The organism is Hymenobacter terricola (genome assembly GCF_017921975.2).
Taxonomy (GTDB): Bacteria; Bacteroidota; Bacteroidia; order Cytophagales; family Hymenobacteraceae; genus Hymenobacter; species Hymenobacter terricola.
This window is the reverse complement of sequence record NZ_JAGEMO020000001.1, coordinates 332,272-354,580: the sequence shown is the minus strand read 5'-3', so window position 1 is coordinate 354,580 and position 22,309 is coordinate 332,272. Positions and strand designations below refer to the sequence as shown.

Annotated in this window: 21 protein-coding genes; 4 read left to right on the top strand and 17 right to left on the bottom strand. The window is 59.8% G+C overall.

The features are described from left to right. Positions 1-63 precede the first annotated feature (63 nt). The 10 genes from J4G38_RS28530 to pdhA all read right to left on the bottom strand — a co-directional run bounded on the left by J4G38_RS28530 (position 64) and on the right by pdhA (position 10,764). Positions 64-2,187, bottom strand: a complete 2,124-nt coding sequence (locus tag J4G38_RS28530) for a peptidylprolyl isomerase (RefSeq protein ID WP_210514433.1) — start codon at positions 2,185-2,187, stop codon at positions 64-66. Between the two features lie 242 nt (positions 2,188-2,429). Then, positions 2,430-2,693 carry a hypothetical protein gene (locus J4G38_RS01295; RefSeq protein WP_210514431.1) on the bottom strand — a complete coding sequence of 88 codons (264 nt, stop codon included), beginning with the start codon at positions 2,691-2,693 and terminating at the stop codon, positions 2,430-2,432. A gap of 62 nt (positions 2,694-2,755) precedes the next feature. Continuing rightward, a complete protein-coding gene (lptC, locus tag J4G38_RS01290; protein WP_210514429.1) occupies positions 2,756-3,334 on the bottom strand; it encodes an LPS export ABC transporter periplasmic protein LptC in 579 nt (192 codons plus the stop codon). Positions 3,335-3,363: 29 nt separating this feature from the next. Then, on the bottom strand, positions 3,364-4,695 hold the full coding sequence (locus J4G38_RS01285; RefSeq protein ID WP_210514427.1) for a hypothetical protein: 1,332 nt from the start codon (positions 4,693-4,695) through the stop codon (positions 3,364-3,366). Then, positions 4,682-5,428, bottom strand: a complete 747-nt coding sequence (locus J4G38_RS01280) for a type III pantothenate kinase (protein WP_210514425.1) — start codon at positions 5,426-5,428, stop codon at positions 4,682-4,684. Before J4G38_RS01280 ends, J4G38_RS01285 begins: the two co-directional genes overlap by 14 nt. Positions 5,429-5,518: 90 nt before the next feature. Next, entirely contained in the window at positions 5,519-7,531 is a 2,013-nt protein-coding gene (locus J4G38_RS01275; RefSeq protein ID WP_210514423.1) for a pseudouridine synthase, read from the bottom strand. A gap of 159 nt (positions 7,532-7,690) precedes the next feature. Further along, a complete protein-coding gene (locus J4G38_RS01270; protein ID WP_198069582.1) occupies positions 7,691-8,074 on the bottom strand; it encodes a TraR/DksA family transcriptional regulator in 384 nt (127 codons plus the stop codon). A gap of 187 nt (positions 8,075-8,261) precedes the next feature. Further along, positions 8,262-8,738, bottom strand: coding sequence for a 6,7-dimethyl-8-ribityllumazine synthase (gene ribH / locus J4G38_RS01265; RefSeq protein ID WP_210514421.1), 477 nt, complete (start codon positions 8,736-8,738; stop codon positions 8,262-8,264). 187 nt (positions 8,739-8,925) lie between these two features. After that, complete coding sequence (locus tag J4G38_RS01260) at positions 8,926-9,696, bottom strand: tetratricopeptide repeat protein (RefSeq protein ID WP_210514419.1); 771 nt, start codon at positions 9,694-9,696, stop codon at positions 8,926-8,928. A 63-nt stretch (positions 9,697-9,759) separates the two neighbouring features. Next, positions 9,760-10,764 carry a pyruvate dehydrogenase (acetyl-transferring) E1 component subunit alpha gene (pdhA, locus tag J4G38_RS01255; RefSeq protein WP_226163095.1) on the bottom strand — a complete coding sequence of 335 codons (1,005 nt, stop codon included), beginning with the start codon at positions 10,762-10,764 and terminating at the stop codon, positions 9,760-9,762. Positions 10,765-10,861: 97 nt separating this feature from the next. Between pdhA and J4G38_RS01250 the strand changes: the two genes are divergently transcribed. From J4G38_RS01250 to J4G38_RS01240, 3 genes are all read left to right on the top strand, one after another. After that, on the top strand, positions 10,862-11,029 hold the full coding sequence (locus J4G38_RS01250) for a hypothetical protein (RefSeq protein WP_210514903.1): 168 nt from the start codon (positions 10,862-10,864) through the stop codon (positions 11,027-11,029). Continuing rightward, entirely contained in the window at positions 11,019-12,134 is a 1,116-nt protein-coding gene (gene recF / locus J4G38_RS01245) for a DNA replication/repair protein RecF (protein WP_210514415.1), read from the top strand. Before J4G38_RS01250 ends, recF begins: the two co-directional genes overlap by 11 nt. A gap of 72 nt (positions 12,135-12,206) precedes the next feature. Further along, positions 12,207-12,518, top strand: a complete 312-nt coding sequence (locus J4G38_RS01240) for a DUF721 domain-containing protein (protein WP_226163053.1) — start codon at positions 12,207-12,209, stop codon at positions 12,516-12,518. A gap of 373 nt (positions 12,519-12,891) precedes the next feature. Here the strand turns inward: J4G38_RS01240 and J4G38_RS01235 are convergent, their stop codons facing one another. Together J4G38_RS01235 and J4G38_RS01230 are read right to left on the bottom strand one after the other, a co-directional pair. After that, positions 12,892-13,335, bottom strand: coding sequence for a helix-turn-helix domain-containing protein (locus tag J4G38_RS01235; protein ID WP_210514413.1), 444 nt, complete (start codon positions 13,333-13,335; stop codon positions 12,892-12,894). Between the two features lie 217 nt (positions 13,336-13,552). Further along, positions 13,553-14,413: a glycerophosphodiester phosphodiesterase family protein gene (locus tag J4G38_RS01230; RefSeq protein ID WP_210514411.1), complete on the bottom strand. Its 861-nt coding sequence runs from the start codon at positions 14,411-14,413 to the stop codon at positions 13,553-13,555. A gap of 147 nt (positions 14,414-14,560) precedes the next feature. Between J4G38_RS01230 and J4G38_RS01225 the strand changes: the two genes are divergently transcribed. Further along, positions 14,561-15,181: a hypothetical protein gene (locus tag J4G38_RS01225; RefSeq protein WP_210514409.1), complete on the top strand. Its 621-nt coding sequence runs from the start codon at positions 14,561-14,563 to the stop codon at positions 15,179-15,181. A gap of 97 nt (positions 15,182-15,278) precedes the next feature. On the opposite strand, the gene J4G38_RS01220 is transcribed toward J4G38_RS01225, so the two are convergent. The 5 genes from J4G38_RS01220 to J4G38_RS01200 form a co-directional block, all read right to left on the bottom strand. After that, positions 15,279-15,569 carry a PLD nuclease N-terminal domain-containing protein gene (locus J4G38_RS01220; protein ID WP_210514407.1) on the bottom strand — a complete coding sequence of 97 codons (291 nt, stop codon included), beginning with the start codon at positions 15,567-15,569 and terminating at the stop codon, positions 15,279-15,281. A gap of 103 nt (positions 15,570-15,672) precedes the next feature. Then, entirely contained in the window at positions 15,673-16,338 is a 666-nt protein-coding gene (locus J4G38_RS01215) for a rhomboid family intramembrane serine protease (protein WP_226163051.1), read from the bottom strand. 6 nt (positions 16,339-16,344) lie between these two features. Beyond that, positions 16,345-17,316 carry a polyprenyl synthetase family protein gene (locus J4G38_RS01210; protein WP_210514405.1) on the bottom strand — a complete coding sequence of 324 codons (972 nt, stop codon included), beginning with the start codon at positions 17,314-17,316 and terminating at the stop codon, positions 16,345-16,347. Positions 17,317-17,552: 236 nt separating this feature from the next. Then, a complete protein-coding gene (gene rnr, locus J4G38_RS01205; protein WP_210514403.1) occupies positions 17,553-20,042 on the bottom strand; it encodes a ribonuclease R in 2,490 nt (829 codons plus the stop codon). Between the two features lie 236 nt (positions 20,043-20,278). Further along, on the bottom strand, positions 20,279-22,264 hold the full coding sequence (locus J4G38_RS01200; protein WP_210514401.1) for an ABC transporter ATP-binding protein: 1,986 nt from the start codon (positions 22,262-22,264) through the stop codon (positions 20,279-20,281). Positions 22,265-22,309 lie beyond the last annotated feature (45 nt).

The following is a 22,309-nucleotide window of genomic DNA, read 5'->3' as shown; positions in this document are numbered from 1 at the left end:
GCCCAAAACAAAAAAGGGCCGCCCCCGAAGGTACGGCCCTTTTCAAACTCGTGGATTGGCGACCTAGAAAAACTTCGTGCGGTTGTCTTTCACGTTTGCGTGGGCCTTGATGGCCTCGTAAATCTTCCCGTCCTGCTGCTGGGCGCGCTGCTGGGCCAGTTGCTGGCGCACGGCCTTCAGGTCGCCCGTGGCGGGGGCCGGCACGGTGCTCACCGGCTCCACCACCAGCACGCCCTGCTCGCCCTGAACCGGGGCCGACTTCTGGCCGGGCTTCAGCGCGTAAGCTTTGCCCACGGCCAGGGGTTCGAAGCCCACGTTGGGGATGCTGCCCTGGCCGAGCACCACGCCCTCGGCAGTGTTCACCTGGGCGGTGGGGCCGTATTTGGCGGCCATTTCTTCCAGCGTGCCGGTTTTGGGCAGCTTGTCGATGATTTGCTTGGCCTTCTCCTCGTTGCGCACCAAGGCCGTCAGTTCGGGCTTCAGGTTGGCCACGGTAGCAGTGCCTTTGGCGCGCTCGTCGGTGAGGGCGGCGATGACGTACTGGTCGCCCATCTCATACACTTCCGAAATGTCGCCCACCTTGGTTTCGGCGCCGTTCGGGCTGAAGCCGAAGGCCCAGCGCACCAGCTCGCGGGCGTTTTGCAGGTTGTTCACGGCGCGGGCGCCGCGGTCCAGGTTCTTAGCTTCCTGCTTTTGCAGGGTCTTGTCTTTGGTCACCAGCGCCCGGAAGCTGGCCAGGTCGGTGGCCTGGCCTTTCAGCTCCTGCGCCTTGGCGTAGGCGGCTTCGCGGGTAGCGTCGCTGGGCGCGATGGTCTTCTTCACCTCGGCTACCTGGTAGGTTTGCTTGGTGGGCACGGCCGTGATTTTGATGACGTGGTAGCCGAACGAGGTTTCCACCACATTCGGCAGCAAACCGGTGCTGGTAGCCGCAAAAATGGCCTTCTCGAACTCAGGCACCATGCGGCCCTGGCCGAACCAGCCGAGGTCGCCGCCCTGCTCCTTGGTGCCATCGGTACCAAACTGACGGGCCAGGGCCGCGAAATCAGCCCCGCCTTTGATTTTGTTCAGGATGTCCTGGGCCTTGGCTTTCGCGGCGGCTTTGGCTTCGGGCGTGGTGCCTTCGGCCTTGATGAGAATGTGGCTGGCGCGGGCGGCGGCCTGCTTGCCGGTGCCCATGCCCGTCACCTTATACAGCGAGTACGTGCCGTTTTCAGCGTAGGGACCGTAGATTTTGCCCTGGGCCAGCGGCAGCTGCTTCCGGAGCTGCTCGGGCAGGTCGGCGGGGCTGCGGAAGGCTTTGTTGTAGGGCTGTTCCGAGTTCGACTGCACAAACAACGAATCGACCGGGGCCGAGGCAAACTGCGTAGCCAGCTCGGCCATGGAGGTTTTCACGGCGGCGCTGTCCTCTTTCGAAGCCACCACTGGAATGCTGATATACTCCACCGAGCGGCCGTCTTCCACCTTGTACTTGCCTTTGTTCTTGTCGAGGTAAGCCTGCAGCTGGGCATCGGTCACCTTCACGGCCGAGTCGGAAATGCTGCCGTAGGGCACAAACAGGTACTTCAGCGTCTCCTTGGTGTTCTGAAACGTGTCGAAGCGCTTGGCTTCGGCGGTGGTCACGTACACCGAGTTTTTCAGCAGGGCGTTGTACTTGTTGGCCAGGCGTTCGGCGGGCAGGTTGTCCTCAAAGTTGTGCCAGGCGGCCTGGTTTTCGGGAGGCAGCTTATCGAGGTTTTTCAGGTATTCAATCAGCCGGGCCTTGTCGAACTGGCCCGTGGCCTTGTCGGTAAAGGCCTGCTTGATGCCGGGGCTGATGTTGTCGCCCTGCACCATGTCCACCAGCTCGTCGTCGCTCACGGTCAGGCCCAACTTTTCCCACTCCGGCTTGAAGGCCATGCGGTAGATGGTTTGGTTCCAGGCCTGGTCGCGCAGGTAGCCGAGGGCCTGCTCGTCGGGCTGGCGCTGCTGCTGGGCCACGAAGGCCTGCTTGGCTTGCTCGAGGGCGCCGTTGTAGTCGTTGAGCTCCACCTTCTGGCCGGCCACTTCCCCCACCACGTTGTCGTTGCGGTTGAAGAGCCGGTTTTTGCCCCCCACCAGGTCGCCGCCCACAATAAAGAGCAGCATGCCGACGGCCACAAGGCCCACCGCTACGCCTGATTTTTCCCGAATCGTGTTAATTAAAGCCATTTACTAGGTTAGTTGTCGGTTGTTAGTTGTCTGCTGCCAGTCTTCCGTTGCAGCCGTTCAGAACGACCCGGCAACTGACAACCAACAACTGACACCTATTTCGTAGAGGTCAAAAGAGGCGCAAAATAACCAGAATTTGACCGGTAATCAAAGTTTTACCTGATTTAAAGTCCCGAAGCCGGCGATTGGAATCACCCTATCTGCCGGCCCGGCCGGCCGCTTAAACGGCGCTGCAATACGGCCTAACGGCGTTTTTTGGTTGATTTGGCCGGAGTTTTGGCTTGTTTCTGCTGCGCCAGCTTGGTTTCCTGCTCGGCAATTTTTGCGGCCACCCGCTCCTTCTGCCGCCAGTACAGCAGCGGCATCCAGCAGAGCATCGACACCATGAAAATCCAGTAGTTGGCCGCCAGGTCGTTGAAGAGCAGCGTCTGGTAGATGCCAATAACCAGCGCCACCACGCCCACGGCGAAGAGGACGGTGCGCAGCAGGGATTTATCGAAAGTCATGGGATTGAATATTGTTGGCGAAGGCGCCGGCCGAACCGCAGCTGGTGCGGGCGCAGCAGCGGCTACTTCGTGGGCTTGGGCGCCGGAGCAGCGGTGGGTGCCGCGAAAATGCCCTCCGGCCTGGTAATGCGGTACCGCGAAAAGTTCTGATTGGCCGTCAGCCCGTACCCGGTCAGGTACTCCGTGGGCGTGGTCACCTTCACAAACATGGCCGAATCGGTGTAAATCCGCTGCTTGTTGGTGTCAAAAAATAACTCCTCGGTGTTCATCCGCTGCTCCTGCGGGATGTTTATCACCTGCACGTCGCCGCGCATGGTGTAAAGGCTTTTGGCCTTGTCCGACTTGCCGTACTTGGCCGTCATCGTGTTGACCACCGTCTTCTTCCCATCAGCGGAATAAAACGTCAGCTTCACGCCTTTGGGGTAGATGATGTCGCCGTTTTCGAACTGCTGCTGCAGCGGGCCGGTGAGTTGGAACTTGAGTTTGGCCGAGTCGCTGTATAGCGTCAGCACATTGGTGGATTCCATCAGCGGCCCCTTATAGACCAGCATTGGCCCCGTGACCTTTTGCTTGTCGCAGCCGGCCAGCGCCAGCAGGGCCAGAACTGTTCCGCTTCCCGCAACGTGCCGTAGTCCGTACACTTGGTTGATGCCGTTTATAAACCCGTGAGTTACTGCAAGCGCCGCTTGATAAACCAGCGGTTATTCAGCGTAATGCCCAGCTGGCCCCGGATGTAGTTTTCCTGCACGTTGCTGCTGCCCGGCACACTCAACAAATCGGTGTTGCCGCGCACGCCATACGTAAAGGCCAGGCTGAACGTGGTGGCTTCCAGCGGCGAAGAGGTAGGCAGCGGGAAGGCAAAGCCCCAGCTTACCGACCGGTCATACAGCATTTTGCCGCCCGGCTGGTACGGCAGCTGCGCCATCGAGATGCCGGCGCGGTACGTCACGCGCTGGAAATAATGCTCGACCGAACCCGGGTCCGGGGCAAATTCGCCGCCGAGGCCCACGCGCACGGTGTTGTTCAGGGCCGGGCCCACGGTGCTGAAGCTGTTGAACTTCGACCACTGCTGCTGGGCCGCATCGAGGCTGACGCTCCAGTTCTTGTCGTTGTCCAGCGTGATGCCGGCCTGGGCCAGGGTGGGCACGTAGGTGCTGCCGCGCCCGTCGCTCACCGTGGTGGCCGTGCCGATGAGCGTACCATCTGCGTTTTGCCGCTCCTGGGTGTTGGTCTGTTGCCCGTTCAGCTTGTGGCCGAAGCTGTACACGCCGCCCAGGTTCAGGTTCAGGCTTTTGCCCAGTTTGTGCCGGTAATGCGTGCCGGCCCGGAACGCAAAGTCCGAGTAGCGGGTGTGCTGCCGTTCTATGGACTGCTCCTGCGCGGCCGTGCTGTTGGCAATTACCAGGGTGGTACCCGTGGTTTCGTCCACCACCCCGAACACGTAGGATGCCGTGAGGCCCACCGTTAAGTTTTTCGCGATGCGCACGCCCTGGCCCAGGTAGGCTTCCGAAACGCCGCCCGTGCCCTTGTACTGCTTCAGCGATTGCGCGTTGGGGTCGCCTACCACCGCTTGCAGGGTATTGGCCTCGTAGTCCACGGCGCTAAGGGGCTTTAGGCCCACGGCCGCGCCCCACCGCGTACTCAGCGGCACCGACATGGCGAAGTAGCCCAAGGTGCCGTTGCCGGTGCGGGTCGAGGCGCTGGCATTTTTCACGGTTTTGTACTGGCCGCTGTACCCGGCTTCGAACGTCGTGCGCGAGGTGTAGTACAGCATCGCCGGGTTCAACTCATTTACGTTGACGGCATTGGGCGCCGCCAGACCCACGCCGCCCATGCCCATTTGGCGCACGCCGCCGGTATTGCCGTTGAATTCGCCCAAGCCAATGCGCGAGTAAGGCGAGTTGCCCAGGCCCTGCGCCTGCACCCCTCCGGCCAGCAGCACCGCCGCGCTTGCCAGCACCAAGCCCAAACCCTTGCACGCCATCTCTTTATTTGTCAACATGATAAGCTAAAATCCAATTAAGACCGAGCAGCACCAGCTCAGGCACGACAAAGATACGATTCGGGAGCCGGGCCGCCAGAAAAGCGGCGTCGCCCCCCGTGAGCAGCACCTCCAGCCCCGGGTAGCGCTGCTGATACTGAGCAATAAAGCCCGTGATTTCGGCCACGGCCCCGTTCACCACGCCGCTCAGCAGGCTCCCCGTAGTGGAGTCGCCCACGAGCGGAATCGTTGCATCGGCCGCCGGCAGCTCCAGCAGCGGCAGCCGCCCCGTGAAGGCGTGCAAGGCCCGCAGCCGCATGCCCAGGCCCGGCCCAATGCTGCCGCCGTGGTAAGTCCCATCGGCGGTTACCAGGTCAAACTTCAGGGCCGTGCCCGCATCCACCACGAGCGTGGGCTGGCCCGGCCGCAGGCCCGCCGCGCCCACCGCGGCTGCCAGTCGGTCGGCGCCCAGCGTGTGGGGCGTGGCGTAGGCATTGCGCAACGGAATAGCCGTGGCTGCGGGTTTAAACGTCAGGATTTCGCCCGGCACCAACTCCCGCAGCTCCTCGGCTTGCAAGGCGGCGTCTTCCGCCACCGAGGCCACAATGACGTGCTGCGGCAACCACCGCCGCACCACATTCCGTACCTCGGCCGCCGTGAGGCCCGCGGCCATTTCGCGCAGCGCCGGCCCTTCAAAACACCCGGCTTTCACGGCAGTATTGCCAATATCAAGGGCGAGAGTACGCGCTTTCATCAATGAAGAATGAGGAATGAAGAATGAGAAATTGAGGCCATCACCCAACCGGGCGATTCTTTATTTCTCATTCTTCATTCCTCATTTTTTTTATAGGAAGTATTTCAGGCGAATAACCTCCTGCTCGCTCAGGAAGCGCCACTTGCCGCGGGGCAGGTCTTTTTTGGTGAGGCCGGCGTACTGCACACGGTCCAGCGCCACCACTTCGTAGCCGAGGTGCTCGAAGATGCGGCGCACAATGCGGTTGCGACCGATGTGGATTTCGATGCCCACGAAGTGCGCGTTGCCGGCCACCACGGCCACATCGTCCACGACGGCTTTGCCGTCTTCCAGCTCCAGGCCTTCCGAAATCTTGCGCAAGTCCTCTTCGGCCAGCGGCTGGCTGAGTTCGACCTGGTAGATTTTTTTATTCTTATGCGAAGGGTGCGAGAGCTTCTGGGCCACCTCGCCGTCGTTGGTGAAGAGCAGCAGGCCCGTCGTGTTCCGGTCGAGCCGGCCCACCGGAAAAATCCGCTCCTTCGAGGCGCCGGCCACCAGGTCCATCACCGTGCGGCGGCCTTCGGGGTCCTCCGTGGTGGTGATAAAGTCCTTGGGCTTATTCAGCAGCACGTACACCGATTTCTCGCGGTTGAGGTTGGTTTTGCCGTACTGCACGGTATCCTCGGGCAGCACTTTGTAGCCCATTTCCGTCACCACTTCCCCGTTTACTTTGATTTCGCCGGCCGCAATCAGCGCATCTGCTTCGCGTCGCGAGCAAATGCCCGCGTTGGCGATGTAGCGGTTCAGGCGCAGCTCGTCGGTGCCAAAGTCTTCGTCTTCATCACGCCGGCGCTTGTTGCCGCGGTTCTTGTCGTTTTCGTAGTGCTTGAGGTTTTTGTAGTCCGGGGCCTCGCCGGGGCGCTCGCCGAAGCGCGGCTTATCGGCGCGGTTATCCTGGGTAGTGGCCCGCGCGGGCCGGGGCTTGTCTACGGCGCTGCCGTAGCCGGTGCCCGAGCGACGCACGCTGCGCTCCTGAGCTTTCAGGGCCTCGCGGCGCTCGGCAAAGCTGCCGGGGGCCGGCGTCCACCGTTCCGTGCTGCGCTTCTCGTAGCCGCCCGGCCGCTCGCCGGTGCTGCGGCCGGCCGCGCCATCGCGCTTGCCAAATGCACCCGGCGTGAACTTCCGGCCGAAAGCGGCTTCATCGCCGCGCCGTTCGCGGGCGGCGGTTTCGTCCCGCTCGCCTCGCTCCTCGCGGGGCTGCGGCGGGTTGGCCTCAAACGGCCGCGCCGACCGGATGGGACGATTCGGGCCACGCTCTTCGCTGCGCTGAAAATCCTCGGGCTCGCGGGGAGTGCTCCAGCCAAAGCTGCCGCTGCTGCGGGGCGCGCTGCTTTCGCTCGGCTCGTTCGGGTTTTGTTTCTGGAACTTGCGGTTCCGTTCGCCCGGTGTGCCGCGCGGCACGGCTTTTTCGCCCTCGCGGCGGTAGGGCTGGCCACTCCAGTTTTCTTTGGGCTGATACGGCCGAATGGGCCGGGCATCGGGCGCGGCCGGGCCACGCTGCTCGCCGCGGTCATTCCGGTCGCCGCCGAAGCTGCGCCGCTCCGGGCGTTCGGCACTGCGGCCGTAGCTGGTGCCGGTGCGCTGTTCTTTGCCTACGCTGGGCCGGTCGTCCCGGTCGCGGCGCTCGTACGGCCGGTTGGTCTTGGGGCGGTCAGCACTGGGGCGGAAGCCGCCCGGCTCGCGCTGGCTGTACTCCTTACCACCACCGAAGCTCTTCCCGCCAAATCCTTTGTTGCCAAAGCTGCTGCCGCCTTCGCGGTTGCCGGCACCGGCGCCATACGGCCGCTTCTCCCCTTCCCCAAATTTCTTTCCTCCGCCAAAGGCGCCATTGCTTGGGCGGCCAAAGGCGCCATTAGTTGCCGGACGCCCGAAAGCGCCATTAGTTGGTGGGCGGCCATTGCCAGGCCGGGCCGAGGAATAGCCGCCGCGGTCACGGTCGGCACCCCGGCTCGCGGGTCGGTCGGTTCCGGGCCGGTCGCTTTTGCCACCGAAGCCACCGGGGCCACCTGCACTGCGGCCGCCGCGACGGTCCGCTTTATCTTCTGAAAAATGTTTCTTGCCCATGGGGAGAAAAGTTGCGTGCCGTATCGCTACGGTACAGGTTAAAAAAAGGCAATCGGTAGGCGGCGGGCGGTTGTCAGAATGGCGAAAGGCTGGCTGATGCCAACGCAACAAATATTCTGACAACCGCCCGCTACCTACCGACTACCGCAAACGGTCGGCTTAGTCGCGCCGGGCCATTTTGGCTTCTATCGAATGCTGGGTGTGGGGCACGGCCCGCAGGCGCTCCTTCGGAATGAGCTTGCCGGTGCCGATGCACACGCCATAAGTACCGTTCTTGATGCGAACCTGGGCGTTTTCCAGCTGCTGAATGAACTTCATCTGGCGCGAGGCCAGCTGGTTCATGCTTTCTTTTTCGGCAGTCTCCGCGCCATCTTCCAGCACCTTGGCCGACGAAGCCGTGGTGTCAGTGCCCGAGTCGTTGCTGCGGTTCAGGGTTTCCTTGATGAAGGACAACTCCTTGCGGGCCGCCGTCAGTTTCTCCTGAATAATCTGGTCAAACTCGTTCAAGTCCTCCCGGGAATAGCGAATGTTGTCGTCGTTCATTGAATGGATAAAAAAGGACTGCGAAAGAATGTTAAGAAATTGCCAATTCGTGCTGAACTGCCAACGCCGGGGCCTGCTAAATGGTTTGGCAGGCCCCAGCTGCATTTGCAAGCTCTGGCTAAAGCCGTTGCATGCTTGATTTTGCGGGTGCAAAGTTACGGATTCCGGGCCGCTTTTCCTTCGGATGCTAAAATCCCAGCATTTGAATGGCCGCTACCGCTGCTTCTACTCCCTTATTGCCGTGCTTACCACCGGTTCGGTCCCAGGCCTGTTCCAGGGTATTGGTCGTCACCAATCCAAAGATAACCGGCTTGTTGAACTTCAGTCCTACCCGCGTGAGGCCTTGCGCCACCGCGTGGCAGATGTAGTCGTCGTGCTTGGTTTCGCCCTGAATGACGACGCCCAGGCAAATAACCGCGTCCATTTCATCATGCTGGGCCAGGAACTGGGCGCCCAACGTCAGCTCGAAGCTGCCCGGCACCGTATTGCGGTAAATATTCTCGGCGGTGGCGCCGTGCTTGAGTAGCGTCTCGTAAGCGCCCGCGCTCAGCACGTCGGTTAGCTCGCGGTTCCAATCGGCCACCACCAGGCCGAAGCGCTTTTCGCTGATGTCAATAAAAGCGGAAGCATCGTAGTTGCTCAGGTTTTGAAGGGATGTTGCCATAAATCGCTGGTTTTCGCTGATTAATCGTGATTACACTGATTTGTTCCCGCCGTTCAAAATTACGCCCTTCAACCGCTGTTTTTTGCTATACCCCGATTTAACACCCCTTCTTCGCGCAAAAAAATTGCGCTTCCCCAATGTGGAGAAGCGCAATGCACACTCAGCGAAATCACGAACTAACCGCGATTTATTTTTCCAGTTTGGCCTTGAACTGGCGGGCTTCCGATACCTCCTGAGCCGTGGGGTATTCGGTGATGATGCGGTCGTAAGCTTTCAGGGCACCTTCGGGGTCGTTGGCCAGCTCGCGGGCCGTAGCTTCCTTCATCAGGTAGCCGGGCGAGAAGTATTCGTTGGCGTTGTGGTCGGCTGCTTTGGCGTAAAGGTCGGCCGCTTCCTTGGGTTGGTTGAGTTCCAGCTGCGCGTCGCCCATCAGGGAGTAGGCGCGGCTCTGCACCAGGTAGTCGTCCGAGGTGAAATCTCCGAGATAATCGAGGGCTTCCTTGTATTTGCCCTGCTTCAGCGAGGCGACGCCGGCATAGAAATTGGCCAGATTGCCGGCTTTGGTGCTGCTGTACTCATTGGCTACCGTGACCAGGCCTGGGGCTTTGCCGTCGCCTTTCACGGCTTTGCTCAGCGAGTCCGCTTCCCAGTTGTTCACCGCCCGGAACATGCTGGCCTGCGCTTTGGAATCCTGCTGGCCGCGCCACGTGTAGAAGCCAAAGCCGCCCACTACCGCCAGCACCACCACGGCCAGAATGCCGAGCAGCAGGGTACGGTTGTTGCGCACGAAGTCCTCCGACTCTACCAGACGCGCCGCCAAGGCGTCCGGGTCTTCCAGCAACGGGTTTTCAGCCGGCAGGTTTTCGGCCGGCGCCAAGGGGTCGGCCGGAACGTTCTGCTGAGTAACTTGCCCCTGGCGGGCCTGCTGGCTCTTGCCAGTGTAGGGAATCTTCGACATTACAGTGGATATTTCAACAACATGGCCCGCAAGCAGACCGGAGGGCCAGATGGGCCCGTTTAATTAGTCGTGGATGTAGGGATAATCGGCCTGGACGTACACATCCTTGTACAACTCATCCGGCGTGGGGAAGGGCGAAGTTTCGGCAAACTCTACCGACTCGTTCACCCGGCCCTTGATTTTCTCGTCGATGGCTTCGAGGTCAGCCTCCGTCGCCATGTTGTTGGTCAAAATGGTGTGGCGCACGCCTTCGATGGCGTCGCGGTGCCGGTAGTCTTCCAGTTCCTCTTTGGTGCGGTACTTGGCGGGGTCGCTCATCGAGTGGCCCTTGTAGCGGTAGGTTTTGAATTCGAGCAGCGTGGGGCCGTCGCCTTTACGGGCGCGCTCAGCGGCGCGGGCCACCGCCTCATGCACGTCTTCTACGCGCATGCCGTTCACCGGCTCCGAGGGCATGTCGTAGCTCAAACCAATCTTGTAGAGCTCCGTCACGTTCGACGTCCGGGCCACTGAGGTGCCCATGGCGTAGCCGTTGTTCTCAATCACGAAGATGACCGGCAGTTTCCACAGCATGGCCATGTTGAAGGCCTCGTGCAGGGCGCCCTGGCGCACCGCGCCGTCGCCCATGTAGCAAATGCAGAGCTTGCCCGTCTTGTTGTATTTCTCGGCAAAGGCAATGCCGGCGCCCATCGGCACCTGCCCGCCCACGATGCCGTGGCCGCCCATGAATCCAACCGACTTATCGAACATGTGCATCGAGCCGCCTTTGCCTTTCGAGCAACCGGTGGCTTTCGCAAACAACTCGGCCATCACCGCATTGGGCGACGTGCCCAGCGCCAGTGGGTGGGCGTGGTCACGGTAGGCCGTGATGTATTTATCGCCTACTTCCAGGGCCGACACCGCGCCCGCTACGCAGGCCTCTTGCCCGATGTAGAGGTGGCAGAAACCCTTGATTTTTTGCTGACCGTAGAGCTGCCCCGCCTTGTCCTCAAACTTGCGCATGAGTTGCATTTGCTCATACCACTGCAAATACGTTTCCTTAGGAAACGTTGCCGTGGAAGGCTCGGGCATGGGCGTGTCCGCTCCCGAAGCAGCCGCCGTGGGCTTATCGGTACCAGGCATGACGGGGTCGGGCTGGGGCGCAGTGGCCACGCCGCTGCTCTTTCCTTTGGCCGCTTTAGAAGCTGCACCATTGGAAGCCTTTGCGGCCGTCGTTTTTTTAGAAGCAGCTTTTACTTTCGTATCCGCCATAGCACGTTTAAGAAAAGAAATATTTCGCGTTGGGAGGGCGAAATTACGTAAAACTGCTGGCAATACCGAACCTTATGATGCTTGACTCTCTCCAGCTGCTTTTTTTTAAGAATTACGACGACGCGGCCCTACGCTTATCCCCCGGTCTGAACTGCTTCATAGGCGATAACGGCAGCGGCAAGACCAACCTGCTGGATGCGATTCACTATTTATCCCTGACCAAGAGCGCCATAACCGCTTCAGACGCGCTTTGCATCAAGCAAGGCGCTGATTTCTTTGTAGTTAAAGGGAATTTCTCCTCAGATTCAGTTCCCGAGCACGAAACCATACAAGTAAGCCTGCGCCTGGGCCAGAAAAAGACCGTAACGCACAACAAGCAACCTTATGAGCGAATGGCCGACCACATTGGCCGCTACCCTGCCGTACTCATTTCGCCTTACGATACCGACCTTATTCGCCAAGGCAGCGAGGAGCGCCGCAAGTATTTCGACAGCCTCATGGCTCAACTCGACCACGAGTTTCTGGAACTACTGATTTCTTATAACGCCTTGCTGCGCCAGCGCAACGCCGTGCTCAAGCAAGGCCCCGACCGCCAAACCCACGGCTTTGACCGCGATTATCTCTTGGCCCTCGACGAGCAGCTCGCTCCGCTTGGCCAGCAACTCACTTCCCTGCGCGAGGCTTTTCTCACCGAATACGTCCCCATCTTCCAGCGCCATTATCAGCAGCTGGCCGATGGCCGTGAAGCCGTCTTGCTCACCTACAAAAGCCAGCTGCTCGGGGCCGATTTTGCTCAGCTGCTTCGCAGCAACGAGCGGCGGGACTTTGCCTTGCAGCGCAGCACCACCGGTTCGCACCGCGACGACTTCGTGTTCCTGATGGATGAGTTGCCGGTTAAAAGCCATGCCTCTCAGGGCCAGCAGAAGTCTTTTGCCATCGCGCTCAAGTTGGCGCAGTTTGAACTCCTGGCTGCCAAGCAGCAGCACAAGCCCCTGCTCCTACTCGACGATATCTTTGACCGTCTCGACGACAAGCGCATTGCCCGCCTGCTGGAATTGGTTGCTGATGAAACCTTCGGTCAGGTTTTTTTGACCGATACCAACCTGGAACGGACCGACCAGGCCCTTGCGCGGGTCGCTGTTCCCATCCTTCGTTTCCGGGTGCAGAATGGCACCGTGGCGCCCGTTTAGGCCCCGCCCATCGTTACCTTTGTGGCCCATCAACTACCACGAAACGGCCAGTTGAATTCGCTCCGCCGCATCGTGAAAAAGCCTTCTTCCTCTTCCCGCTCCGGCGAAATCATCCCGCTTAAGGAAGGTCTTGAAGCACTCGTTCGCGCCTATCGTCTCCAAGGCAAGCTAAATGAAGTGACGGTAGTATCGAGCTGGGAAAGGGTAATGGGCAAAGCCGTTGCTTTGAAAACTCAGGAAGTGTACGTCAACAAAGGCCGGCTCTTTGTCCGCCTTAGTTCGGCTCCACTCAAGCACGAGCTTCTCATGGCCAAAACCCGCGTGGCCGAGCTTATCAATGCTGAGGTCGGCGAGGTGGTAGTTAAAGAAGTTATTTTTCTTTAGGCCTGCGCCCAACTTCTCTCCTTCCGGTTTTTACCCACTTTTTCGCGCTAAACCAGCTCGTCACGTTCCTTCGTGTGCTCAGCCTGTAAATCCCCATCCCCATGCCCGCTCAGCTGTTACCCGGGGATTGGATGGCATCCTGGATTTGAGGGGCTTAATTCAGATGCCCTAAACGCTCTTGTTTCCTCTCCTTTTGAATCAAGTGGAATGAGGGTCGATTACGCTCGAAGTGCGTTTGTGCCCTCGGCACCTCATCATTCCCGGTCATGGATTTGCTGTGACTACGTCTCGATACCGCCTCTTCCTCTCCTCAAATGCGTTACTGATACAATTCGCCGTGCAGTACAAAAATGTTTCACGTGGAACATTTTTGTTACTTTGGGCCATACACTTTCAGTAAAAGCTCATTGTAGGCCTCCAGAAGGGCAATATACTTGCCTTGAAGGGCTAAAAGCTGTTTAGAAGGGTCTGAATCGGCAGCAGAAGAAGGTGTAACGCGCGGTGTAACAGTATTTGTAACAACATGTTTAGTAGCAGACGTTACAAAAGGCAAAACAGATTGCTGAACACTTGTAAAATCGTCTGAAAAGTCGTGATTAATTATCTCTCCTATTCGCTTTACAAAGCTGTAATCAATTGTCTCTTCCTTGAATTTACGATAAATGGTTGGACGTGTAATACCCAATTCCTCTACGATACGCGTAATGGAAATACCACTGCTTTTAATGGCTTCTTGAAGGATTTCGCCCTGATGTGGCATATTCGAGTTGTTGCGTAACGCTGATGCAAATATGTTAAATACATCCTGATTAAACAAATTTGTTCGGACAATAAAGATACATTTTCGTCTGTCACAAGTGTGCGTTTACAATACACCGTCCGTTACAAATTACATTTTAACACTGAACAGATTAACGTTACAGCATCAATTGTTACGCGTTACACCGCAGCATTGTAACTACACGCTGCTGGTTAGAAGGGTGTTGGTCGCACTCACAGAAGGAGGGCAGGAGTACGAATGGCTATGCATGTGATTACTCCCTAGGGGAGAATAAGGCACAAAATCGGTCTGGATAGTCAGTAGTTATTCCATCAACGCCCAAAGCATATAGAGCTTGCATATCGCCCGGGTTGTTCACGGTCCACGGTACAAGGCGGAGGTTGGGAAAATCAACTCGCAACTGCTGGATGGCGGCGGCTGTAACGGACGTAAAATCGGGGCCGAAAGTAGTGGGCACAAAACCCAGCTGCTGGATGCTAGCCGTCCAGGGTTGATTGTCCTCGACCAGTAGGCAAGTCGCTAGGGTGGGGTGCTGCTGGTGGGCCAGCTGAAGCACTCGGGAATCGAAACACAACAGAGTTGTACGAGGCAAAATCTGCGCAGCGTTCACTTCGGCTAGCACCAAAGACAGGAAATCGGCAGGCGCTGGATGGTAAATAGTCTCTCCCTCTTGGCTGCTTTTTATTTCGATTGAATAGCCAACCGGACGCTGCCCCAGCTGGCGCGTGGCGGCTTCGACGGCGGTGAGGACTTCCCGCAGTAGTGGCTTGTAGGCTGGCCCAGAAACCTGCTCTGGAAAGGCCGGATTACGCCGTTGGCCGCAATCGCACCGGCGAATGGTGGCGTAAGGCATTTGGTAAAGATTGAAGCGTGGGATATGGCTGCTTTCGATGGGCTGGCCGTCCGGGTCGAGGCAAATTTGGGGATTGAGCCATGGTTCGTGCGAGACAACGACCTGCCCGTCGGCGGAGATGACAACGTCCATTTCCAGCACATCAACGCCAACTGCTAAGGCGTGGAGAAAGGCTGGCAACGTGTTTTCGGGACGCAGCCCCCGGCAGCCGCGGTGGCCGTGGACTTCCGGTCTATTAACAGCGGAACTGAATTGGGGCATTGCTTGAGAAGAAATGGTATGGAGGAGGACTCGACCGGGCTATGGGAGGATGAACCGGCTGCAATAAAAAGGCGGTGCAGTGGTCGTGATGTCGAAGCAATCTGGTTTGGGGTAATTTTACATCTCATCCTAACTGCTTTCGATTTCATGAAAAAACTACTGCTCCTTATTCTACTACTGGCCTTGGGAGCCGGGGGATATTATTACTATCGCAACTTAAGCCAGGGGCCGAGCGGGGCCCTGGTTTCGGCGGCAGCGGCGGTGCAGACACACGACATGGCCACCTTTGAGAAGTACGTAGACGTGAACAGCGTGAACACGCACCTAGTGGACGATGTGACGCAGCAGGGCTCGCTGCTAACGTCGCTGCTGCCCGGTGGCGGCCTCATGATGGGCGGAGCAATGCGCTTGCTGAAGCCGGCGCTGGCAAAAGCCGCCCACCAGGAAGTGCAGCGCTACGTAGAAACCGGCTCATTGGAGGCCGCAGCGGCGGCAGCGCCGAAACACGTCGTCAACATTTCGCTAACGGGACTGGCCAGCAAAATTGTGAGTCCGGATAGCGAGTTCAAGGGCATCAAGTACACCCGCGAGGAAGGCGATAATGCGTTTGTGGGGCTTGAGGTTTCGCAGCCGAAATACGATACCACGATAGTAGTGGAAGTGAAACTGCGCCGCCAGGGCGACCACTGGCAGATGACCCAAATCACGAACAGCAGCGAGTTGCTACGCGGCGTGGCACAGCTGGAAAAGAAGCGACTGTTGAATTAAGTTTGGTGCTAAAGCCGCAAATACACGAACGGCCTAAAAACGAAAAAGCCCCGACCAACGTCGGGGCTTTTTCGTTTTTAGGCCGTTGTTTGAGAAACTACATAATGCCGGTATTGGACTTGCCACGCCCAGCGAAGAGGTAGTAGATGATGAGGCCGGCAAACGGGAAAATGAAAATAATGACTGCCCAAAGAATCTTCTTACCAATGGTCCAGGGTTGGCGAAATACGTCGAACAAGGCCAGCACATCGAGGGCCAGCAGAACGTAGCCCCAGATGGCTAGGCTACCATCGTTGTTGAAGCGGCTGCACGAGGTGGCCAGCAGCAACAGCGGAAACAACAGAGCTGCGAGGGGCAGGCGGGATGCGTAATTGCGAAGGGTATGCATGACAGGGGAAGCAAAGTGAAAGAATGTATTCGCGTTTCCCTTACGCAACGTCTTTCAAATAAGATATGGAAATTATGCTTTTATTATACTAACAATTTGTTAATCAGATAATTGAATGAGTAAACCGGCCTATTTGCCGGACAAACTCAAGGCCGGAAGCGGGCATAAACACAAGGGTGAGTACCACCCCATAGATGGCGCCATAGAAATGGGCGTCGTGGTTGATGTTATCGCCCCGGCGACGGCCCTGGTAGTAGGAATAGGCCAGGTAGAGGAAGCCGAAGATGAAGCCGGGAATGCCATCACCAGGAATAAATATGAGTCCGATTTTGTTGAGGGGGGCGAAAATGACGCCGGCAAACAGCACGGCGGCCACCCCACCCGAGGCGCCCAGGCTGCCATAGTCGCGGTCGTCGCGGTGGCGGAAGTAGGTGGGGATGTCCGACACCACAATGCCACCCAGGTAGAGCAGCAGGAAGCGCCAGAGGCCGCCTACCGCGCCGAAGCCCTCCAGGCCGGGCGCGCCGGTGCCGTTGGCCAGCACCTGCAGCACCAGCTGGCCGAAGGAGAAGAAGGCAATCATGTTGAAGAGGAGGTGGCCCCAGTCGGCGTGCAGGAAGCCGGAAGTGAGGAAGCGGTACCACTGGCCATTGTCGCGAGCCATGACGTAAGGCCGGAGTATCCAGGACTCCATAAGGTCGTGGTTGGACCAGGCGTAAGCGGAAACGAGGACCGTGAGGCCGACGAGTATCAGGATGGGATTGAACACGGAGGATTAGTTTTCGCGGTCCATAAGCTGGAGCGCGAGGCGGTGAAGGGGTTCTTTGCGCACAGCGGGAGCCGCTACGCGCTCCAGATGCTGAAGGGCGGCCTGGAAGTAGGAGTTGATAAGAGCTTCCGTCTGAGGGCGAATTTCGAGCTCATCATAGATGGCGCGCACGGCCTGTACTTTGGCGTCGGCATCGGCCACGGGCTGGCCGATGTGTTGGGCCAGGATGGCTTGCTGGGCGGCGCTGGCCTGGGCCTGGGCGGAGAGCAGAAGGAAGGTTTTCTTGTCGGAGATGATGTCGCCGCCCACACGCTTGCCGAAGGTGGCGGCGTCGCCGTAGACATCGAGCAGGTCGTCGCGCAGCTGGAATGCCAGGCCGATGTCGGTGCCGAACTGACGGAGGTGCTCGGCATCTTCCTCCGAAGCGCCGGCGAGGCGGGCCCCCAGCTCCAGGCAGAAGCCGAGGAGGACGGCCGTTTTCAGGCGAATCATGTCCAGGTATTGGGCGATGCTGACCTGAGGCTCGGTTTCGAAATTCATGTCCCACTGCTGGCCTTCACACACCTCGGCGGCCGTCTGGCTGAAGCGGGCGAGGATGCGTGGGAGCAGCACGGGCGGCACGTCGAGGAACAGCTCGTAGGCCCGCACCAGCATCACGTCGCCGGAAAGAATGGCCACGTTGGGATTCCACTTTTCGTGCACGGTGGCCTGTCCCCGGCGCAGGGGGGCCTGGTCCATCAGGTCGTCGTGGAGGAGGGTGAAGTTGTGGAAGACTTCGGTGGCCAGCGCGGGCTTGATGATGCCGCTGAGGTCGTCGGTGAAAAGGTGGGCGCCAAGCAGCGTGAGCAGCGGGCGGATGCGTTTGCCGCCCAGGCCCATGATGTAGCGGATGGGGGCGTAGAGGGTATCGGGCTGCTCGCCGTAGCTGAGCTGCGCCAGGGCAGCGGTGAGGTTAGCGGGGAAGTCGGCTGGAGTCATAGGTGGTGCAAAGAACGGGGGCGTTGGGCATTGCGCGGGCGAACCCAGACTGGCAAACCTCACCCCTGGCCCCTCTCCAAAAGAGAGGGGAGCCAAGAGGCCTTTGATGGGCAAACTTGATTCTGTCGACATCAACAAAAAAGTCCCGACTCTGGGTTGAGTCGGGACTTTATAAATCGTCAGGCTCCCATTTCTTTTGGAGAGGGGCCCGCCCCGCAGGGGTCTCGTGAGGTCGGCTACCGCCGCTTCCCCTTGAAGCCACCGCCCTTGCTCCCACCCTTACCACCGCTACCCGAATAGTCGCGGTAGCCGCGGGGCTCGCTGCTGCGCTGTTTGCGCTCGTCGGCTTCGCGCTTTTTCACGGAGTCGGGGCGGTCGTCGACCAGCTCGAAGTCGATGGTGCGGTCGAGGAGGTTGGCGGATTTTACGACCACCATCATCTCGTCGCCGAACTGGATGATGCGCTTGTTATTCTTGCCCACGATGCGGTAGTTGTCCTTGTCGAGCTCGTAGAAGTCGCCGGGGATGTCGCTGATGCGGACCATGCCTTCGCACTTGTTCTCCTCAATTTCGATGTACATGCCGCGCTCCGTCAGGCCCGAAACCACGCCCTTGAAGGTGTTGCCGATTTCATTGGCCATGAACTCGACCTGCTTGAATTTGATGCTGGCGCGCTCGGCGTTGGCCGCCAGTTTTTCGCGGGCCGAGGAGTGCTTGCACTCTTCTTCCACGGGGTCGACGGGCACGTTCTTGCCACCGAGCAGGTAGTGCTCCAGCAGGCGGTGGGCCATCATATCGGGGTAGCGGCGGATGGGCGAGGTGAAGTGCGAGTAGTGCTCGAAGGCGAGGCCGAAGTGACCGAGCGGCTCGGTGGTGTAGATGGCCTTCGACATGGTGCGAATGGCCAGGCCCTGGAGCACGTTCTGCTCGGGCTTGCCCATCACCTCGGAGCTGAGGTTGTTGAGCTCGGTGCTGATTTTTTTGGGGTTGTCGAGCTTGAGCTTGTAGCCGAATTTCTGGGCGAAGAGGGCGAAGGTCTGCAGGCGTTCGGGCTCGGGCGCGTCGTGGGTGCGGTACACCATCGTGAAGCGCGGCTTGGTCTTTTTGAGGTTGAACACGAACTCGGCCACCTTGCGGTTGGCCAGCAGCATGAACTCCTCAATCATCTTGTGCGCATCCTTGCGCTCCTTCACGTACACGCCGAGGGGCTTGCCGTTGGCATCGAGCCGGAACTTCACTTCCTGGGTTTCGAAGGTGATGGCCCCCTGCTTGAAGCGCAGCGCACACAGCTTATGCGCCATGTCGTTCATCAGATTTATCTCCTCGGCGTACTCGCCCTCCTTGCTTTCGATGCGCTCCTGCGCCTCCTCGTAACTGAAGCGGCGGTCGGAGTGAATGATGGTTTTGCCGAACCACGACTCGTAGAGCTTGCCGTTTTCATCGAGCTCGAACACGGCCGAGAAGGTCAGCTTGTCCTCGTGCGGGCGCAACGAGCAGAGGCCGTTGGAGAGGCGCTCGGGCAGCATCGGAATCACGCGGTCGACGAGGTAGACCGAGGTGGCGCGGTGCTTGCCCTCGCGCTCCAACTCGGTGCCGGGGCGCACGTAATGGGTCACGTCGGCGATGTGGACGCCGATTTCCCAGTGACCGTTCTCCAGCTTCCGGATGCTCAGGGCATCATCGAAATCCTTGGCGTCGGCCGGGTCGATGGTGAAGGTGGTGATGTTGCGGAAGTCGCGGCGGCGGGCAATTTCATCCTCCGCAATCACCTCGCTGATGCCCTCCGATTCGGTCTGCACTTCCTCGGGGAATTCAAACGGCAGGCCGAACTCGGCCATGATGGCGTTTATCTCGGCCTCGTTGCCGCCGGCCGCGCCGAAGTTGCGGATGACCTCGCCTACCGGCTGGCGGCTGGTGTCCTCCGGGAACTCGTTGATGCGGACCAGCACCTTGTCGCCGTTGTGCGATTCGTGCAGCAAATGCGGCGGCACGAACACATCGAAATACACTTTGCGGTTATCCGGCTTCACGAAGCCGAGCGTACCCTGGATTTGAATACGGCCCACTATTTCGGGACGCACCCGCTTGAGCACTTCCACCACATCGCCCATCGGGCGGCCATCGCGCGAGCCGCTGCGCAGGCGCACCCGCACGACGTCGCCCTGCAGCGCAAACTTGAGCTGGTCGGTGAACACGCGGATGTCGTCGGAGTCGCCCGTGCCCTCCGGCACCACGAAGGCGAAGTTGGGTGTGGCCAAATCGACGGTGCCGATGACGGTGTTGGAGGGGGCGCGCTCGGGGCGGTCGTCGCCGTCCACGTAGTCGAAGCCAGCGGAGCGGCGGCGGTGCACAATGGGGTCCTGGCCGAACTCGGCCTGCACCGAACGGTTGCGGGGCGGGGCGATGGGCGAAGGTTCTTTTTTACCCGATTTACGGGCGCTGGACGGCATCAGGGCCGCTGCTACGGCGTCGGTATCGGCGAGGCGGTACTCGTCGTTTTGGAGCAGCGTAATGAGGCCGTTTTTGCGCAGCACTTTGATGTGGGCAAAAATCTCCTCGCGCTGGCCCTTGGTCGTGACGCCGAGGCGGCGCGAGAGCTGGCGGTAGGCGAGGACTTTGGTGGGGTTGTCGGCGAAGAGGCGCAGAACCTGGTCCTGGGTGATGGCCGAGGGTTCGGGCTTTTCGCGCTGGGCGCGGGGAGCCTTGGGGTTTTCGGGGGTATTCATGTAAATAAGTAGCCGCCGAAAAGTTGATTGGTCGCAGGCGGCGAGAGCGGAAAAATGGTGGCCGCAGTTAAGCGGCGCAGTTAGTAAAACGCGGCCGAAGCCGGTAGGTTGTAGCGCGGACTCTGTAGTCCGCGCGTGGTGGCGTCAGGGGCTAGCTGGATGCCGTTGAATCCGCGGGCGGCAGCGCAAGGTATCGTGCAGTCGCGGACTGCAAAGTCCGCGCTACGTTGTTCGTGCTATGCCCGGCTGGCCACGGCGGCTTCGATGTCGGCCAGGCTGTCCTTCGGGATGGCGGCCAGCAGGCCCTGGGTGTATTCGTGCTGCGGGTGGGCATAGATGGCCGCCGCCGGGCCGCTCTCCACGATGCGGCCCTGGTGCATGACCAGCAGCCGGTCGCTCATAAACCGGGCCACCGACAGGTCGTGGGTGATGAATAGATAGGTGATACCGAACTCACGTTTGAGGTCGTTGAGCAGGTTCAGGACCTGCGCCTGCACCGAGACGTCGAGGGCCGAAACCGACTCGTCGCAGACAATCAGCTTGGGCTGCAACGCCAGTGCCCGGGCAATGCAGATGCGCTGCCGCTGCCCGCCGCTGAACTCGTGCGGGTAGCGCTGGAAATGCTCGTCGCGCAGCCCCACGGTGCGCAGCAGTTCCAGCACTTTCGCCTTTTGCTGCTGGCGCGTGCCGCCCACGTTGTGCACCCGCATGGGCTCCCAAATAGCTTCGCCCACGGTCAGCATCGGGTTGAGGGCAGCGTAGGGGTCCTGAAACACCAACTGCAAATCGCGCCGACGGCGGCGCAAGTCCCCACTCGACAGCTTCGCCAAATCGGTCCCTTCAAACAGGATGCTGCCCGCCGTTGGTTCCGTGAGACGGAGCAGGGCCCGGCCCAGCGTGGTTTTGCCGCAGCCCGACTCGCCCACGAGGCCGATGGTTTCGCCGGGGTAGAGCGTGAAGCTGACGTTGTCGACGGCCCGGACGTAATCGGTGGCGCGGCGGAAAAAACCCTTGCGGAGCGGGAAGTAGACCTGGAGGTTCTGGACTTCTAGGAGGGGCGCGGCAGTCGGAAGTGGTGCCACGACTTTTTCGGTCGTGGCACCACTAGTCGTTGAACTGCTTTCCTGCGAATTGCCAGCGGTTTTCTCGCTTATGCCCTCTCCCGAACTAGTGGCACCACGACTGGAAAAAGTCGTGGTGCCACTTCGTGGAACATCCCCCAAAACGCCATGTTCCACGGGGAACGTTTTGGCGGTATCAGTTTTATCCCGTAACTGCTGGGCCTCGATTTCGGGCGAGGAATCCGTAAGCGCCTCATTTTCGAGCGGAAGCACCGGCGCGGGCTGGGCCAAAAGCTGGCCGCTGGCGTCTTCCCGCATGAAATCGGCCACCACGGGGAGGCGTTTTTTGCCCACCGAGAGGCGCGGACGGCACGCCAAAAGGCCTTTTGTGTACGGATGTTGCGGATTTGAAAAAATATCCAGCACCCTCCCCTGCTCCACGACCTTGCCCCGGTACATCACCAGAATGCGGTCGGCGATTTCCGCCACCACGCCGAGGTCGTGGGTGATGAAGAGGACGGCCGTGTTGTGCTGGCGGCGCAGGTCGTCGATGAGGCGCAGCATGCGGGCCTGTACCGTCACGTCGAGGGCCGTGGTGGGCTCGTCGGCGATGAGCAGAGCGGGGCGGCAGGCCATGGCCATGGCAATCATGACGCGCTGCTTCTGGCCGCCCGAGATTTCGTGCGGGTAGCTGCTGAAGATGCTCTCGGGGCGCGGCAGCTGCGCCTCGGTGAATAGCTCGATGGTGCGGGCCTTGGCGCCGGCTTCGCTGAGGTCGGTGTGGAGGCGCAGGGCTTCCACCACCTGGCTGCCGCAGGTGTACACGGGGTTCAGTGAGGTCATCGGCTCCTGGAAAATCATGCCGATGTCGTTGCCGCGCACCTGGCGCAGGTCGGTTTCGGAGAGTTTCAGCAGGTCGGTTTCGCCGAGTTTTTCGGACTGGAAGATGGATTGGCCGCTGGCAATGCGGCCGGGCGGCATCGGAATCAGCCCCAGCAGCGCCAGCGACGTCACCGACTTGCCGGAGCCCGACTCGCCCACAATGGCCAGCGTCTCGCCCCGATTCAGCTCAAACGACACGCCATTGACGGCCCGCACGTCGCCGCGGTGGCTGGAGAAATCAATGGTGAGGTCGCGGACGGAGAGCAGCGGGTTGGGCACGGAAGAAATTTAGGGCAGATTTAGGGGTGGTTTTGGATACGCAAG